This is a genomic window from Streptomyces iranensis (assembly GCF_017874715.1).
Classification (GTDB): domain Bacteria; phylum Actinomycetota; class Actinomycetes; order Streptomycetales; family Streptomycetaceae; genus Streptomyces; species Streptomyces iranensis.
The window spans coordinates 80,534-96,272 of sequence record NZ_JAGGLR010000015.1; the positions used below are offsets into that span (position 1 = coordinate 80,534).

At 69.6% G+C, this 15,739-nt stretch carries 14 protein-coding genes; 6 read left to right on the forward strand and 8 right to left on the reverse strand.

The window, feature by feature from the left end; genetic code table 11:
* The first annotated feature begins 10 nt into the window (after nt 1-10).
* A complete protein-coding gene (locus tag J2Z30_RS26625) occupies nt 11-601 on the forward strand; it encodes a TetR/AcrR family transcriptional regulator (protein ID WP_044573563.1) in 591 nt (196 codons plus the stop codon).
* 604 nt (nt 602-1,205) lie between these two features.
* Here the strand turns inward: J2Z30_RS26625 and J2Z30_RS26630 are convergent.
* The 3 genes from J2Z30_RS26630 to J2Z30_RS26640 form a co-directional block, all read right to left on the reverse strand.
* Nucleotides 1,206-2,054, reverse strand: coding sequence for a protein kinase domain-containing protein (locus J2Z30_RS26630; RefSeq protein WP_044573566.1), 849 nt, complete (start codon nt 2,052-2,054; stop codon nt 1,206-1,208).
* Between the two features lie 82 nt (nt 2,055-2,136).
* Nucleotides 2,137-2,583, reverse strand: coding sequence for a glycine-rich domain-containing protein (locus J2Z30_RS26635; RefSeq protein WP_044573569.1), 447 nt, complete (start codon nt 2,581-2,583; stop codon nt 2,137-2,139).
* Between the two features lie 421 nt (nt 2,584-3,004).
* Nucleotides 3,005-3,166, reverse strand: coding sequence for a hypothetical protein (locus tag J2Z30_RS26640; protein ID WP_209468858.1), 162 nt, complete (start codon nt 3,164-3,166; stop codon nt 3,005-3,007).
* A 579-nt stretch (nt 3,167-3,745) separates the two neighbouring features.
* Between J2Z30_RS26640 and J2Z30_RS26645 the strand changes: the two genes are divergently transcribed.
* Nucleotides 3,746-5,092, forward strand: a complete 1,347-nt coding sequence (locus J2Z30_RS26645) for an NsdA family TPR-like regulatory protein (RefSeq protein WP_044573575.1) — start codon at nt 3,746-3,748, stop codon at nt 5,090-5,092.
* A gap of 351 nt (nt 5,093-5,443) precedes the next feature.
* Here the strand turns inward: J2Z30_RS26645 and J2Z30_RS26650 are convergent, their stop codons facing one another.
* Complete coding sequence (locus J2Z30_RS26650; protein ID WP_044573578.1) at nt 5,444-6,019, reverse strand: TerD family protein; 576 nt, start codon at nt 6,017-6,019, stop codon at nt 5,444-5,446.
* Nucleotides 6,020-6,193: 174 nt separating this feature from the next.
* Between J2Z30_RS26650 and arfB the strand changes: the two genes are divergently transcribed.
* Nucleotides 6,194-6,631, forward strand: coding sequence for an alternative ribosome rescue aminoacyl-tRNA hydrolase ArfB (gene arfB / locus J2Z30_RS26655; RefSeq protein ID WP_044573581.1), 438 nt, complete (start codon nt 6,194-6,196; stop codon nt 6,629-6,631).
* Nucleotides 6,632-6,760: 129 nt separating this feature from the next.
* On the opposite strand, the gene J2Z30_RS26660 is transcribed toward arfB, so the two are convergent.
* Nucleotides 6,761-7,261 carry a flavin reductase family protein gene (locus J2Z30_RS26660; RefSeq protein ID WP_044573584.1) on the reverse strand — a complete coding sequence of 167 codons (501 nt, stop codon included), beginning with the start codon at nt 7,259-7,261 and terminating at the stop codon, nt 6,761-6,763.
* Nucleotides 7,262-7,665: 404 nt separating this feature from the next.
* On the opposite strand from J2Z30_RS26660, the gene cdgB reads away from it, so the two are divergent.
* Together cdgB and J2Z30_RS26670 are read left to right on the forward strand one after the other, a co-directional pair.
* Complete coding sequence (gene cdgB / locus J2Z30_RS26665; RefSeq protein ID WP_044573587.1) at nt 7,666-9,357, forward strand: diguanylate cyclase CdgB; 1,692 nt, start codon at nt 7,666-7,668, stop codon at nt 9,355-9,357.
* Between the two features lie 186 nt (nt 9,358-9,543).
* A complete protein-coding gene (locus J2Z30_RS26670) occupies nt 9,544-10,554 on the forward strand; it encodes a CBM35 domain-containing protein (protein ID WP_044573591.1) in 1,011 nt (336 codons plus the stop codon).
* Between the two features lie 97 nt (nt 10,555-10,651).
* On the opposite strand, the gene J2Z30_RS26675 is transcribed toward J2Z30_RS26670, so the two are convergent.
* The 3 genes from J2Z30_RS26675 to J2Z30_RS26685 form a co-directional block, all read right to left on the reverse strand.
* Entirely contained in the window at nt 10,652-11,614 is a 963-nt protein-coding gene (locus J2Z30_RS26675; protein ID WP_044573593.1) for a 1-phosphofructokinase family hexose kinase, read from the reverse strand.
* Nucleotides 11,615-11,862: 248 nt separating this feature from the next.
* The gene (nagA, locus tag J2Z30_RS26680) at nt 11,863-13,161 is read right to left on the reverse strand and encodes an N-acetylglucosamine-6-phosphate deacetylase (protein WP_044573596.1); all 1,299 of its coding nucleotides are present in this window, start codon (nt 13,159-13,161) and stop codon (nt 11,863-11,865) included.
* A complete protein-coding gene (locus tag J2Z30_RS26685; protein ID WP_044581776.1) occupies nt 13,161-14,093 on the reverse strand; it encodes an ROK family protein in 933 nt (310 codons plus the stop codon). Before J2Z30_RS26685 ends, nagA begins: the two co-directional genes overlap by 1 nt.
* 291 nt (nt 14,094-14,384) lie before the next feature.
* On the opposite strand from J2Z30_RS26685, the gene J2Z30_RS26690 reads away from it, so the two are divergent.
* On the forward strand, nt 14,385-15,668 hold the full coding sequence (locus J2Z30_RS26690) for an extracellular solute-binding protein (protein WP_044573598.1): 1,284 nt from the start codon (nt 14,385-14,387) through the stop codon (nt 15,666-15,668).
* Nucleotides 15,669-15,739 lie beyond the last annotated feature (71 nt).

Sequence of the window (15,739 nt, forward strand, 5' to 3'; positions counted from 1 at the left end):
CCTGAACCCCGTGTCTCCCCGGAAAAGCGATGCCACCCGCCGCCGCCTGCTCGACGCGGCCACCACCGACTTCGCCGCCCATGGCATCGCGGGCGCCCGGGTCGACCGCATCGCCGCCGCCGCGGGCGTCAACAAGGCGCAGCTGTACGCCTACTTCGGGGACAAGCTCGGCCTCTTCGGCGCCGTCTTCCGCCTCCACGCCGACGCCGTCGTCGACGCCGTCCCGTTCACGGCCGACGACCTCCCGCGGTACGCCGTGCGGCTCTACGAGGCCGCCATCGAACGGCCGGAGCTGGTCCGCCTGGCCACCTGGGCCAAGCTCGAAGGGGTGGTCACCGACAACCTGGTGACCGAGTCATCCGCCGTCACCGTCAAACTCCAGGCGATCGCCGAGGCCCAGCGAGGCGGCCGTGTCACCGCCTCGATCGACCCCCAGGACGTCCTCGCGCTGGTCCTCGCCATGGCCCTGACCTGGTCTGCCGCCGGTCTCTCCGCCACCGCCGCCCCCGACGACCCGCCCAAGGCCCACACCCGCCGCAAGCAGGCCCTGGCCCAGGCGGTCTCGGGCGCCTTCCGGGGTGACCAGTCCCTGAACGGGTGACATGCGGCCGAAACAACCCCGGGCCGTTCGCCCCGGCTGAAAGCATCCCGCCACGGAAGGGGGCCACCGTGACACTTACGGCTGGCGAGGATGTCTTCGGGGCGTTGAGCGCGGCGGCCCCGGAGGGATGGCGCGTGGAGTTCGTCGAAGGCGTGATCCATGTGACGGGCCCCGGCGATGGGGGCATGCGGAGATCGTGTCGTCCGTGTCCGGTCAGGTGAGGGCCCACCGGAAAGGGCTGAGGTGCTACACCGGCGTCCACCTCCCGGGTACCTTGCCGGAAGGCAGGGGTTTACCCGATCTTGTCATCGCGACGAAGGGCAGTTTCCGGAACTCCCTGGAGTTCCACGCTCCGAAAGCGGAACCAGGCCGTCCTGCACTCCCTGCCCGCCGGGAAGAGGTAGACCCGCAAGGTCGAGGTCGACATCTCCCAGCCGCTGTCGCTGCCCGAACCCCTCGGGTTCGACCTGGACGCCAGCGAGTTCTGACCCCGTTCCCCTTCAGCGGGGACATGGCCGTGGACACGGCGAGGGCCGCCCCGGGTGCGGGGCGGCGTGGGGACCGTGACTCGTCGCGGACTCGGCACGGGGGCGATCAGACAGGCTCAGCGCCCGCCGCTCAGTTCCCTACACACTTCGTGACTCGTCGGCCGGTCGGCAGGGTCGTGGCTGAGCATGGCTTCGATGAGCTTGCCGAGTATGCCCGGCACGTTCACCGGGCGGTGCGGACCGTCCACGATGGCTCGGCGCTGATCCTTACGGCTGGCGTCGTCCGGGTACGCGACGTGGCGCAGTCCGGTTGCGCTGATGAAGAGTGAGGCACCGAGGGCATAGACGTCAGCCTCCATGGTCGGCGTGGCCGTACCGGTGTCCAGCACGCTCCGTGAGATTTCCGGGCTCTCGTAGTGGACGAGACAGCCCCGATAGCAGAAGTCGTACGCGGTGGGGATGTCGCCGCCGTGAGCCAGCGCGAGATCAATGAGCGCCGTTCCCTCCTCGCTGATGATCAAGTGCGCGGGTTGGATATCCCCGTGTGCCCACCCGGTGGTGTGCAAGGCGGCTACGGCTTCCGCGCAGGAAAGCGTTTCTCCTAGGTCGGGTTCTGACGAGCCCCCATCGGCGCGGTGCGGGTGCCACAGGTCGTACAGGCTGTCGCCCTGGTGCCAGGGCTGGATGTTCCAGGTGCCGTGTTCCCATTCGCCGTAGCTGACGTTGTCCCTGTTGAGCTGCTGCAAGATCGCACCCTCGCGGGCAGGGGCCAGGGCCGTCCATTCCTGGGCCTCCCATTCGCTTGTTGCTTTGATTGGGTAGCCGAGCTTCACGGCATACCGGCCCTGCTGCGTCTCGACCTCCCAAACAGTTGATCCGCGCCGGTCGAGTACGAGCCGCCTTCCTGAAGCCACCAGTGTCTCTAAGACGCTGGTGGGGATCTCGTACGACGCTGCTTCGGCCACGAAATCTGATCCTCTCTAGAAGAGCGAACCGCCCCTCAGCATGTGCCGAGGGGCGGCTCTGTCTCACATCACCGGCCGGAGATTACTCCGCCTGTCCGTACGGCCGTCCGCAGTCGGAATCGCACTGCGCGGCGTGCTTGCCGTTCACGGTCCACAGGTCATCGAAGACCATGAAGCCCGCCGCCTTCATGGCGTGCGCGCTGGTCGTGACCGCTTCCAGGCCGCGCCCGCCGCCACCGGGGGCGGGGTTGTGGTGCAGGAAGCGTCCGGCATGCTGGTTGCAGAATTCTCCGTACGCCTTGGTGTGCAGGATGAAGGCGTGCAGACCCATGTCCACGTCGTCAGACGGGACCATGGGCACGGTGGCGGTGGCCACGGTCGCGAGGAACGCAACCGCCTGGTCGGCGATGCGCTCGGCCCGCTCCGGGCTCTGCGCGTTGTGGGTGGCCACGAAGTGAGCGAGGCTACCGAATAACTCATCGCTGACCAGTGAGCGGCCGGTCCGCTGTTCGTTCACTACTGCTGTCACTACTGCTGTCATTACTGCTGTCATTGCTGTGATCTCTCCCTGGTTGGAGTGGTGCACGGCACTTGCTGACCCGCCCCGATCGCTAGCCCTTCCTGTTGCGAACGATCGAGGCGGGGGCTCACCCACCCACCAGGCGGGAATCAACCGTCCGGCGGGTGGAGTCATGGGATGCGTCAGGGCAACTCGCCGCCGGAGTCGGGGTGCGGCCGTGCCTCCTTGGGGAACTGGACGTTCCTGGAGTCAGTCATCCACTCCTGTCCGCCCCTCTGGGGGCGGAGAAACGCGACGAGCGGGCCCGGCATCTGGTGATCGAAGAAGAGTTCATCGACGTCACAGACGGCTTGAAGCACTCCCACACGCCCCGTGGCAGCGTCGTAAGCTCCCTCGCCCGGCCGGGGCCCGTTGTACGGCGTCGGCTTGTTCACCCGATCCACCCCCAGCGGGTGCCGAACGGAGGCATCTCGTGGCCGTCCGGATGGTGTCGGATCTTCAGTTCGAGATCAGCGGCAAGCCGGTAGTCACCAGAGTCCATGGCCTTCGCCTTCTCCTGCTCCAGGCGGGCGCAGGTGGCACATGAGGTCATCGAGTCCGCCCGCCGCGCCCAAGGTGCTTGTCAATCTGCTGGTGCAGGGCCTCCGCACGCGCGTCCAACTCCTTCGGATTCGGGGGCTTGGGCGGGCCCTGTTGCGTCTCCTGCGGCTGCGCCGGGGACTCGTTCATGCTCACCGCGCGGCTCCCAGCGCTCGCTGCCGCTCGTGCCGGAGGACGTACAACGGCACGGGGTCGGCGTCCCACGCGATGGGGTAGCGCTCTGCGGGCGGGATACGCGGCAGCTGAAGCGTGGGCGAGTCCTCGTGCCAGGCAGCAACGCAGGTCGGAGAGGGGGCTGGCACGGCGACCCGTACCGGGATGGACCTTGTTGTCCGATGGCGACCGGTGGCGGGGAATAACGTGCGTCGCCACCGGTCCATGGATCGGGCGATACGCTCTCTCATGTTGACGCTCCCTACGCAGCGTTGACCATGCCCCCGGGCCGGTTGCACGGTCGCGGGGGTCCTCTTCGCTCTAGGCAACCGCTCCACTACGCATCGCGGTACCGTGGCAAGAGCGGAAGCTTTTAAAAGCTTTAAGCGCCCGCCTTTGCTGAGGAGATGAGCGCCGCGTGAGCCAGCGGGAGCCGAACGAGAGTTTGGAACGGCTGTACCGAGAGACCGGGTGGACGCTGCGGCAGCTTGCGCAGGAGGTCAACCGCATCGGCACGGAACGCGGAACGCCGCAGAAGTACCGGGAACCATCCGCTCATCAGTGGCTTCGCGGGTACATGCCGAAAGAGGCTGCCCGACCGCTGATCTTGGAAGCGTTCGCCAGAAAACTGAACCGACCGATCACGCACACTGAGGCAGGATTCCCCCTGCCTGCCGACGAGTCGAACGCGCGCCTGGGTACCGTTGAGGCGTTGATCGACTTGGGGAGGCAGGACATGGACCCCTCGCGCCGCAGTGTCCTTGGCGCGAGTCTCTTCTCTGTCGCGTTGACCGTGCCCAACTGGCCGGACGTCGTAGGCCGAATGGAAGCCATTCAGACAGGGTGGGCGCAGCGCATAGGGATGCCTGACGTTCATACGGTCGTAGCCATGACCGAACGGATCTCAGAGCTTGATGATCAGTTCGGCGGCCGACACGCATGCCCCATGGCCGCAGCATTTCTTGTCAATACGGTGGCTCCATATCTTCGGGCCGACGCCACAGAAACAGTCCGTAAAGCGATGATGTCGGCCGCGTCGGACCTGTGTTACCTCACTGGATACATGGCCGTGGACGAAGGGGTTCACGGATTGGCACAGCGGTATTACTTGAAGGCTTTGGGGCTGGCTGGTGCTTCGGAGGATTATCTGACTTACTGCACCACGCTGCGAGGGATGAGCGTTCAAGCGGTTGATCTGGGGCATGGCAGGACCGCGATGCGGCTTGCCGACGCCGCCGCTGCCGCATCCCCCAAGGCCGGTCCCAGGATGCGAGCATTTCTTGCTGGTCAACAGGCGCATGCTTCGGCGCAGATCGGCGAAAAGGTAAATGCTCTCATGTACCTTCGAGAAGCCGAAATCGCCATGGATAAGGCCGAGTCTCAGCAGAAGGCATTTGGATCGTACGATCCGGCAGCCTTGAACTATCACACCAGCCAGGTTCGCTACGAACTTGGTGACGTGACCGGTGCAATCGAAGCAATGAAGCAGTCGGACAGATTGAGGTATGACGTTTATCGGCGCACTCGCGTCCGACAGCGCGCCATGCTGGCCGAGCGGCAAATCGCTGTAGGGCATGTGGAGGCAGCATGCGCTACCTGGCACAGCGCACTCGATGACTACCCACTGGTTCAATCAGGAAGGGCTGATCAGCGAATGCAGAGCATGCTGCAACTGATCAAACCGCACCTGAAGAATCATGCCGCCCGCGACCTGAACGACCGCGCACGAATGCTTATGCCTATCTCGCTACTACGCGTTCGTTGAGCCACCACACCTGTTGCACGGAGAGGATCGGCGGCCTGTTGTAACGCCTCCGTCGCGCTCAGCGCTGGACATCGAGGCCCGGATGCTCGCCGCCGGAGGTGGGCCGGTGGCCCGGTGGCCCGGTCACAAGTCCATCCGGGCGATTGCCGACACCTGCGGGCACCTGGTGTCGGAGTCCTGGGAGCCTGGCCGGAGGACCGTGGAAGCGACCATGAGGCCACAGACGAAGGTCATCAAGGGAGCCCGTCGAGCGGCCCGGCAGGGGTCGCACAGGCCGCCTGGTCAGTCCCTGACCCACACATGCCGAAGACCCCCCAAGGGAAAGTTGGGGGGTCTTCGTCAGGGGGCGATTCAGACGCTGACGCCGAAGTCCTTGGCGATGCCCACCAGGCCGGAGGCGTAGCCCTGGCCCACGGCGCGGAACTTCCACTCCGCGCCATTGCGGTACAGCTCGCCGAAGACCATGGCGGTCTCGGTGGCGGCGTCCTCGCTCAGGTCGTAGCGGGCGATCTCGGTGCCGCCGGCCTGGTTGACGATGCGGATGAACGCGTTCCGCACCTGGCCGAAGTTCTGGCTACGGGACTCGGCTTCGTAGATCGAGACCGGGAAGACGATCTTCTCCACGTCGGCCGGCAGGCCGGCCAGGTTGATGTTGATCTGCTCGTCGTCGCCCTCGCCCTGGCCGGTGACGTTGTCACCGGTGTGGACGATGGTCTGGTCCGGTGTGGACTTGTTGTTGAAGAACACGAAGTGCTGGTCGGAGTAGACCTTGCCGTTCGGGTTCACGGCGATGGCGCTCGCGTCGAGGTCGAAGTCGGTGCCCGTGGTGGTGCGGACATCCCAGCCGAGGCCGACCGTGACGGCGGTCAGGCCCGGTGCCTCCTTGGTGAGCGAGACGTTGCCGCCCTTGGACAGGCTTACAGCCATGGGGAGTCCCTTTCGTGGTCTCGATGGTCCGAGGCGACGGGCGAAGCCGTCGTCACCCTCCACAACGCCATGAATGGCCCGACAGGTTCCAGCTCTCTTTACTTTCTTTGCCAAACCCTGATGTCCGGGTACGACGAGATAACAAGATGACGCCGCCGGGGTCGGCAGGCGACCATGGGGGACATGCCCGCGCCCTATGTCATCCGAGGTTCGGTCTTCTTGCCGGAGGCCGAGTTGATGTGGCGTTTCTCGCGGTCCTCCGGGCCCGGCGGACAGCACGTCAACACCACTGACAGCCAGGTCGAGCTGCGCTTCGACCTCGCCCGCACCGAGGCGCTGCCGTCCGTATGGAAGGAGCGCGCCCTGGAGCGGCTGGCGGGCCGGCTGGTGGACGGGGTGGTGACCGTACGGGCCTCCGAGCACCGTTCGCAGTGGCGCAACCGCGAGACGGCCGCCGTAAGGCTCGCGTCGCTGCTCGCGGAGGCGACCGCACCACCGCCCAAGCCGCGCCGCCCCACCCGGATCCCCCGGGGCATCAACGAGCGGCGGCTGCGCGAGAAGAAGCAGCGAAGCGACGTCAAGCGGGGGCGTACGGGGCGGGGCTGGACGTAGCCCCCGGACCGGGCCGACCGGACCCCCGGTCACCGTTCCCCGGATCGAGCCGACCGGGCCGCCCGGTCACCGCTCCCGGGACCGGACCGCCCGGTCACCACTCCCCGGTGGCCACGTCTCCGGCGCCTCTCACCCCAGCGTCCGGTAGCGCCCCCTGAAGTACGTCAGCGGCCCGCCCTCCGCGGCCGGTGCCGCCGCGGCGAGCACCCGCGCCACCACCAGCGTGTGGTCCCCGGCCGTCACCCGCTGCTCGGTGCGGCACTCCAGCGTCGCCAGCGCGCCCACCGCGAGCGGGGCGTCCGTATGCTCGCCCCGCACCACGGGCATGTCCTCGAACAGCAATCTGTCGCTGATGCGCCCCTTCATTGCGAATCGTCCCGCGATGTGCCGCTGACCTTCCGACAGGACCGATACCGCCCAGTGGGGCTGTCGCTCCAGGAGCTCGTCCATCCGGGACCCGTTGCGAACGCTCACCATCACCAGCGGCGGGTCAAGTGACACTGACATGAACGCGGTGGCCGTCATGCCGACGTCCTCGCCGCGCGGCCCCTCCTCCGGGTCGTGCGCGGTCACCAGCACCACACCCGCGGTGAACCGCGACAGCGCGATGCGGAACTCGTCCTCGCTCACCCCACCAGCATGGGGGACGGCGGGCTCGGCTGGGCTGGAAGGAGTTGTCGGGAACACCCTTCGACGCTAACCGCCCCCGGCCGGTCTCCGCATCGGGCCCGGGGACCACTCCGGGCGTAGGTCGCGGGCCGTAAGCCCGGCGCCGGGCCGGGGGTGTCCGGGCTCCCCGGGCGGCCGCCCCACATGGCCAGGCGCCCTCGTTCCGGGATTTGCGATCACAAAAACTAGGAGCGCTCCCATCCGCCCTGTTGCAGAGGTGAACACGGTCTGTGACATGAGTCACAGCAGGCAGTAATTGTTGACCCTGTGTACCGAGTGGGCAGCTCGCTGTGATTCAGTGACCGTGGCAATCGGATGACAAGACGCCAGGAGTTTGCTGTCGAGGTCTCGGGGGAGTGCGATCGATGGAGACCGAGTCGGAGCCGTACATCCGCCTTGCGACACTGCGGCAGCTGCACCAGGTGGTCGCCGATCTGAACACCGCCCGCAGCCTCGCCGACACGCTTCAGGCCGTCGCCGACGGTGTCATCGCCGGGCTCGGCTTCGAGCTGTCGGCCGTCAACCTCGTCCGCCCCGACGGGGACCTCCTCGTCGCCGCCGTCGGCGGCAGCGCCGGGGCCGAGGCGCTGATGGCCGGGCGGGTCGGCTCCCGCTGCTCCTGGGAGCGCCGGCTGTCCATGGGCGAGCGCTGGGGCGATCTGCGCTTCATTCCGTACAGCGAGGGCTGGGTCCTCGACGACGACGACGTCCCGCAGTGGCACACCCCAGGACCCGCGCCCCGCTTCCCCGACGAATGGCATCCGATGGACCGCCTGTTCGCCCCGCTCTACGCGGCGGGCGCGTCCGGCGGCGAGCTCATAGGCGTGCTGTCCGTCGACAAACCGCGCAACGGCCGCCACCCCGGCGCCTGGGGCCGCGAAGCCCTCCAGATGTACGCCTTCCACGCCGCCGTCGCGATCGGCAACGCCCGGCTGCGCGGCAACATGCAGCGCGCCCTGCTGCGCCTGGAACGCGAGCAGCAGGCGCTGCGCGCCAGCGAGGAGTCCTTCCGGCAGGCGTTCGAGTACGCGCCCAGCGGTATGGCCATCGCCGAGATGGGCGGCGATCAGCACGGCCGGCTGCTGCGCACCAACGACGCCCTGTGCCGGCTGCTGGGCCGCCCCGCCTCCGCGATGCGCCGCTTCTCCTTCTCCGACCTGGTCCACCCCGAGGACATCGGCACCCTGCTGCGCACCTCCGCCGAGGGCGGCCGCGCCGAGCTGCGGCTGGCCCGCCGCGACGGTTCGTACGTCTGGGTCTCGCTGCGCAACTCGGTGGTGGCCGACGCCGCCGACGGCCCGCGCTTCCTGCTCACCCATGTCGAGGACATCGAGGAGCGCAAGCGCCATGAGCTGCAGCTCGCCCACCGCGCCAGCCATGACTCCCTGACCGGCCTGCCCAACAGCGCCGAGCTGCGCGCCCGGCTCGCCGCCCGGCTGTGCGCCACCCCGCCCCGGCCGGGCGGGGGGTATGAGGACGGGGGCGCGTCGGACGGCGGTGTCGCGGACTCCGGTGGGGTCTATGTGGACGCGGCGGGGCATCTGCACGGCTTCGACGACTTCGAGTTCTTCGGCACCCCGCCCCCGGTCGAGACCGCCCCGTTCGACGGCCATGTGCACACCGTCCCGCCCAACGAGGACTCCGACATCGACGACGGCCATAAGGGGCTCGCGGTGCTCTTCTGCGACCTCGACGGCTTCAAGTCCATCAACGACCGATTCGGGCACCACGCGGGCGACGCCGTGCTCATCGAGGTCGCCCGCCGGCTGACCAACGGAGTGCGGGAAGGGGATACGGTCGCCCGCCTCGGCGGTGACGAGTTCGTCGTCCTCGCCGACGGCCTCGGCCGGGCCGACGCGGCTGACCTGGCGGTACGGCTGCGGAACGCGATCACTCCGCCCATCCGGGTGGACGGCCGGGCCGTCCGGGTCGGCGCCAGCTTCGGCATCGGCTGGGCGGGCTGCGGAATGTCGGCCGAAGACGTGTTGCACTCCGCTGACCAGCGGATGTACATCGAGAAGCGGTCCCGCTCCAAGGAGCGCCGCCGGGCCGGATGAGGTAGGGGGGCGGTCGGTCGCGGTAGGCTGCGCCGATGCGGCCATGCCGCCGACAGTGAACCGATCATGAATATTGGCCATCCGGACAGCACACGCCCTGTTGAGGCCCTCTCGACCCTGATATGAGCTGTCGTGGCGCGTTCTGATCCCGCGCCGATGGCCATATGCATAGGGGAGTGACGAGGGATGACGGCCGGCAACAACGGCTCGGGCACACCGGAGAACGACGATCCGTTCGCCTACCTGTATCGCTCGGAGGGCGATCAAGGGAACGAGGGCGGTCAGTCGGGCCAGCCGGGTGCCGCCCCCCGCACCGGTGGCTATGGCTACCCAGGCCCGGCCCAGCCAGGGGTTCCCCGCACCTCGTACAACCAGGTCCGCGCGGTGGGGGAGCGCAACTACGGCCAGCAGATCCCGAACCAGCAGCCGCAGCAGGGGTACGGCCAGCAGGGGTACGGCCAGCAGGGCGGCCATGGTCGACAGAACGCCCACTACGCCGCCCCCGAGACCCTGCCCGGCGGCGCGCCCCGCCAGCCCGGTGCGGCCGCCCCGCGCGGCGGCCATGGCGGAGGCGGCCGCGGCCCCAACAGCAAGGGGCTGCTCATCGGTGCCATCGCGGTGGTCGCGGTGGTCCTCGTGGGCATCGGCGTCGCCATGATCACCAACGGTGACGACAACAAGGGCGACCAGGCCGACCCGACCGGCCAGCCCACGGCGGGCTCCAGCGTCCGGCCCCGCCAGCCCTCCGGGCCCGCCAAGGGCCCCGGCGACGAGAAGCTGCCCACCACGGACGCCGCGAAGATGAAGCTGACCGGCGGCGCGGCCGCCGCGAGCGACATCAAGGGCGCCAAGGCCGCGGGCGGCACCTACGTCGGCGGGCTCAACACCCCGGGCTCGTCCGCGACCTGGAACCTGGACGTGGCCAAGGCGAAGTCCTACCGGCTGTACGTCACCTACGGGGTGCCCGGCGAGGACCAGAGCATGTCGTTGACGATCAACGGCAAGAAGGAGACGCGGCCGCTCAACATGAAGAACTTCTCGGGCGCGCCGAAGGGTGACTACGAGAAGGGCTGGACCGAGACCTGGTCGATCGTCCAGCTCGCCAAGGGCACCAACACGATCACCGTGTCGTGTGACCCCGGCGACAAGTGCGACGCCAACATCGATCAGATGTGGCTCGCCAAGGGCAAGGGCTAGGACCGGCCGTGGGCCCGGGACCGGCCAAGGGCCCAGGACCGGCCAAGGGCCCAGGAAAGACCAAGGGCCCAGGGCCGGGGCGGTACTCGGCGGCTGCTCACGCTGCCGCCGGGTGCTCTGTCACCTCGACCCGCGCCAGCGCCTCGTCGTAGACCGTAGGGTCGAACTCGCCCGCCACCGGAGCCCTTACGGCCGCCGCCGACAGGGCGACGGCGCGGGCCAGCCGGTCCGGCCACGGCGCCTCCTCGACCAGCCCGGAGAGCAGCCCCGCGACCGCCGCGTCCCCGGCACCCGTCGGATTGCCCGTCAGCCGGCGCGGCGGGGTGGCGCGCCAGGCGCCGTGGGCGGTGACCATGAGCATGCCGTCGGGGCCGAGCGAGGCGGCCACCGCCCGCGCTCCGCGCCGCCGGGCGTCGCGCGCGGCGCGCAGCGGGTCGGTGGAGCCGGTGAGCCCGGCGAGCTCGTCGGCGTTGGGCTTGACGAGATGGGGGCGGGCGGCAATGCCCCGGCGCAGCGGTTCGCCGCTGGTGTCCAGCAGGGTGGGCACGCCCGCCGCGTGCGCCTCCCGGATGAGCTGGGCGTAGGTCCCGACGGGGACCCCGGGCGGCAGGCTGCCGCACAGCGCGACCGCCGACGCCTCGCGCAGCAACCGGCCGTAACCGTCCATGAAGGTGGACCACTCGGGGGTGGTGACGATCGGGCCCGGCTCGTTGAGCTGGGTGGTGTCGCCCGTTGCGGAGTCCACGACGCCGATGGTGCGCCGGGTGGTGCCGGCGATCGGGACCAGCGCGTCGGTGATCGTGCCGCGAGCTGCCTCGGGGCCGCCGCCGGGTGTGGCGATCTCGGCGAGCAGCTGCCGCAGCACCGCGCCGGTGACCCCGCCGACGAAGCCCGTGACAACGGTGTCATGGCCCAGCGCGGCCAGCACCCGGGCCACGTTGAGGCCCTTGCCGCCGGGCCGTTCGGTGACCTCGGTGACGCGGTGGGTGGTGTGCGGGCGCAGCTCCGGCACCCGGTAGGTGACGTCGAGGGCGGTGTTGAGCGTGACCGTGAGGATCACCCTGGCATCCCCTCTCCCGTCCCCCCGCCGGACGGAGACTCCTGTGCTGAACGCGACTGTGTGCCGAGCCGTACCCGTACCCGAGTCGGGCGCGTGCCCGAGCCGTGCGTACCCGAGCCCGTGCGTGGCCGTTCCCGTGCCCGAGCGATCATGCCAAAACGAGTGGCTTCGGCCCAGACCTCCGCGTCGTTCCGGACGGCGTCGGACCGTGTCAACGCACCGTCACCCCGGCCTCAAATCAGGGCGCTTCAGTCCAATTCGGGATGTACCACCCAAGTGCCCCGGCGCATCACGCCCCGCAGCCGGAAGTCGTCGTCGAGCACGACGAGATCGGCGTCCTTGCCGGGCTCGAGCGAACCCACCCGGTCGGCGATGCCCAGCAGCCGGGCGGGGGTCGCGGACAGCGCCCTTACGGTCGCCTCGACACCGAGCCCGTCGATCGTGACGGCTCGCCGGAATGCCCGGTCCAGGGTGAGGGTGGAGCCCGCGATGGAACCGGCCGTCGGCCCGTCGCTGATCCGCGCGACACCGTCCTTGACCTCGACCTCCATGGGGCCGAGCGGATAGCGGCCGTCGCTCATGCCCGCGGCACCCATCGCGTCGGTGATGAAGGCGACCCGGTCCGCGCCCGCCCGGTGGAAGGCCAGCCCCAGGATGGCGGGGTGCAGATGGGTGCCGTCGTTGATCAGCTCCACCGTGATCCGCTCGTCCTCCAGCAGCGCGGCCACCGGGCCGGGGGCGCGGTGCAGCAGCGACGGCATCGCGTTGAACAGGTGGGTCGCCACGGTCGCGCCCGCCTCGATGGCCTCGAGCGTCGCCTCGTACGTCGAGTCGGTGTGGCCGACGGCCGCGAGGACCCCGCTCTCGGCCAGCAGCCGTACGGACTCCAGCCCGCCCGGCAGTTCGGGGGCGAGGGTCATCATCCGCGCGGTGCCGCGCGCCGCGTCCACCAGCTTGCGCACATCCGCCGGATCGGGCGCGCGCAGCAGCGAGGGCTGGTGGGCGCCGCAGCGGTCGGGGGAGATGAACGGCCCCTCGAAGTGGATGCCCGCCAACTCGCCCTGCTCCACCAGCTCCGAGAGGGCGGCGGCCTGCCGGGCGAGATCGTCCAGGTCGCCGGTGACGGTGGAGGCGAGCATCGTGGTGGTGCCGTGCCGCCGGTGCGTACCGATGGCGGTCAGGGCCTCCTGGGGGGTGCCCGCCGAGAACGAGGCACCGCCGCCGCCGTGTACATGCAGGTCCACGAAGCCGGGGACGATCCAGCCGCCCGCCAGGTCGAGCGCCCGCTCGCCGCCGCCGCCGGGCGCGGAGTCCGCCGCGGATCCGGCTGCTGGCCCGGGTCCTGCCGCGGATCCGGCTGCTGGTCCGGGTCCTGCCGGGGGTCCGGCTGCTGGTCCCGCGGCAGGTCCAGCCGCCGGTCCCCCCGCGGGCCCGGCCGCCGGTCCCGCCGCCGTGATGCGCGTGCCCTCGACCGTCACCCGCCCGTTGTCGACCACGCCGTCCGGCAGGACCACCCGGGCGCCGGTGAGATGCGTTCGCTGGACCATCAGGCGGTTACCTCCGTGGAGAGTCGGTCCCAGGCGAGCAGACCCGCGCCCAGGCAGCCGGCGGTGTCCCCGAGGGCCGCCGGGACGATACGGGGGAGCTGCTGGAAGGTGAGCCGCTCCTCGACCGCGGAGCGCAGCGGCGCGAACAGCGTCTCCCCGGCCTCGGCCAGCCCACCGCCGACGATCAGCACACCGGGATCCAGCAGGGTGAGGGCGGTGACCAGGCCGTCGGCGAGCGCGCCCACCATCTCCCCCCACACGGCCACGGCCCTGGGATCGCCGGACCGGACCGCCTTGGCGCAGTCGGCGGCGTCCGCGGCCGGATCGCCGCTGGCGTCGGCCCAGGCGCGGCCCACGGCGGCCGCCGAGGCGAGGGTCTCCAGACAGCCGGACTGACCGCAGCCGCAGGCGGCGCCGCCCGGCCGGACGACGATATGGCCGATCTCGCCGGAGGAGCCGTGGGCTCCGGGGTTGATGCGCCCGTCGACGCCGATGGCGCCCGCGATGCCGGTGCCGACGGAGACGAACAGGAAGCGCCGGGCGCCCTCGCCCGCTCCTATGCGCCCCTCGGCCAGCCCGCCCAGCCGCACGTCATGGCCGAGCGCGACCGGGATCCCGCCCAGCCGCTCGGTGAGCAGGGCCCGCAGCGGGACGTCGCTCCAGCCGAGGTTGGCGGCGAAGACGGCCACCCCGCGGTCCTCGTCCAGGATCCCGGGCACGCCGACCCCCGCGGCCAGTGGGGGCACGCCGAACCGCCGCTCGCCGATCGCGCGCAGCTCGGCGGCGAAGTCGAGGATCGCGGTCACGACCGCCTCGGGTCCGCGCTCCCGCTCGGTGGGCCTCCTGGCCTCGTGGAGGAGTGCGGTGTCCGCCCCGATCAGGGCGGCCTTCATACCGGTGCCGCCCACATCCAGGGCGATGACGTGTTTCACATGGAACAGTCTCGCGCGATCCACCATGAGAGGTCTAGTCCACTCGCCGCTTCTCGTCGCGAGATCACGCCGTCGCCCGTAGGGAAGTTGGTGTGAACCAGACCCTCCGTTTGTGACTGGGTGACACATCCCACTTACGCGTGTAGCACCCCGCTCACCTGGGCATTTGGGCTTCGATACCGAAGCGATACGCCCATGGTGTAGACCTTGTGGAGGTTTGCGAGACAGACTCGCTCGACCTCGGGGGAGGACCCTTGAGGATGAAACAAGCCATAGGGTGGGAAAACAGCGGTGCAGCGGCGACGGTTCTTGGGCCTGACAACGGCGGGTGTCGCGGCAGTGGCGACGGCACCAGGACTCACGGCCTGTGGCAGCGGCGGCTCCGGCTCCGACGGTGATGCCACTTTGAAGGTGGTCGCGGCCGACTACGGCGACAGCACAGCCAACGGCTCCCAGAAGTACTGGAACAAGGTGGCTCGGGCCTTCGAGGCCAAGAACGACGGCCTTAAGGTCGACGTCAAGGTCTACAGCTGGACCGAGGTGGACCGGCGGGTGGCCGAGATGGTCAAGAACGGTCAGGCCCCGGACATCGCACAGATCGGCGCGTACGCCGACTACGCCGCGCAGGGCAAGCTCTACCGCGCCGACGAGATGCTCTCCATCCCCACCCAGGCCGGTTTCATCTCCTCGATCGCCCATGCGGGTGAGGTGCGGCGGGTGCAGTACGGGGTGCCGTTCGTGGCCAGCGCCCGGCTGCTCTTCTACAACAAGAAGCTCTTCGACCGGGCCGGGATATCCTCCGCTCCCACCAGCTGGGACGAGCTCAAGGAGGCGGCCGTCCGGCTCAAGGCCAATGGGGTGAAGATCCCGTACGGGCTGCCGCTCGGCCCCGAGGAGTGCCAGGCCGAGACCATGATGTGGATGCTCAGCGGCGGTGGCGGCTACACCGACGCCAACGGCAGCTACACCATCGACTCCACCGAGAACATCGAGGCCTTCGAATGGCTGCGGGACGAACTCGTCGGCGCGGACCTCACCGGCCCCGGCTCCCCGGCCCGCACCAACCGCCAGGACACCTTCGACGCCTTCGCCCGCGGCGAGGTCGGCATGCTCAACGGCCACCCGACCCTGATGCAGCAGGCGTCCGGCCACGGCATCACGTACGGCACCGCGCCGCTGCCCGGCCGCAGGGGCAAGTCCCCGTCGACGATGGGCGTCGCCGACTGGCTGATGGCCTTCAAGCAGAACGGCCACCGCACGGAGATCGGGAAGTTCCTCGACTTCGTCTACACCGAGAACAACGTGCTGGACTTCGTCACCGAGTACGACCTGCTGCCGGTGACCACCGCCGTCGAGCAGACGATGCTCGGCGACCGTGAGTACAAGCGGCTGTGGCGGTTCCTGGACGAGCTGGAGAGCGCGGAGTTCTACCCGGCGGACAAGACCTCCTGGGCGGAGGTCAGCAAGCTGATCAAGCAGAAGATCGGCTCGACCGTGGCCAAGGGCGGCGACCCGGCGAGTGTGCTGGGCCAGATCCAGCGGGAGGCCGACGCCATGGAGAATGCGGGGGCATGACAGTGGACACGCCCGGCCCCGGCCCTTCCGACGACCCCGCCGACCAGGTCGGGGAACGGGGTCAGGGCGAG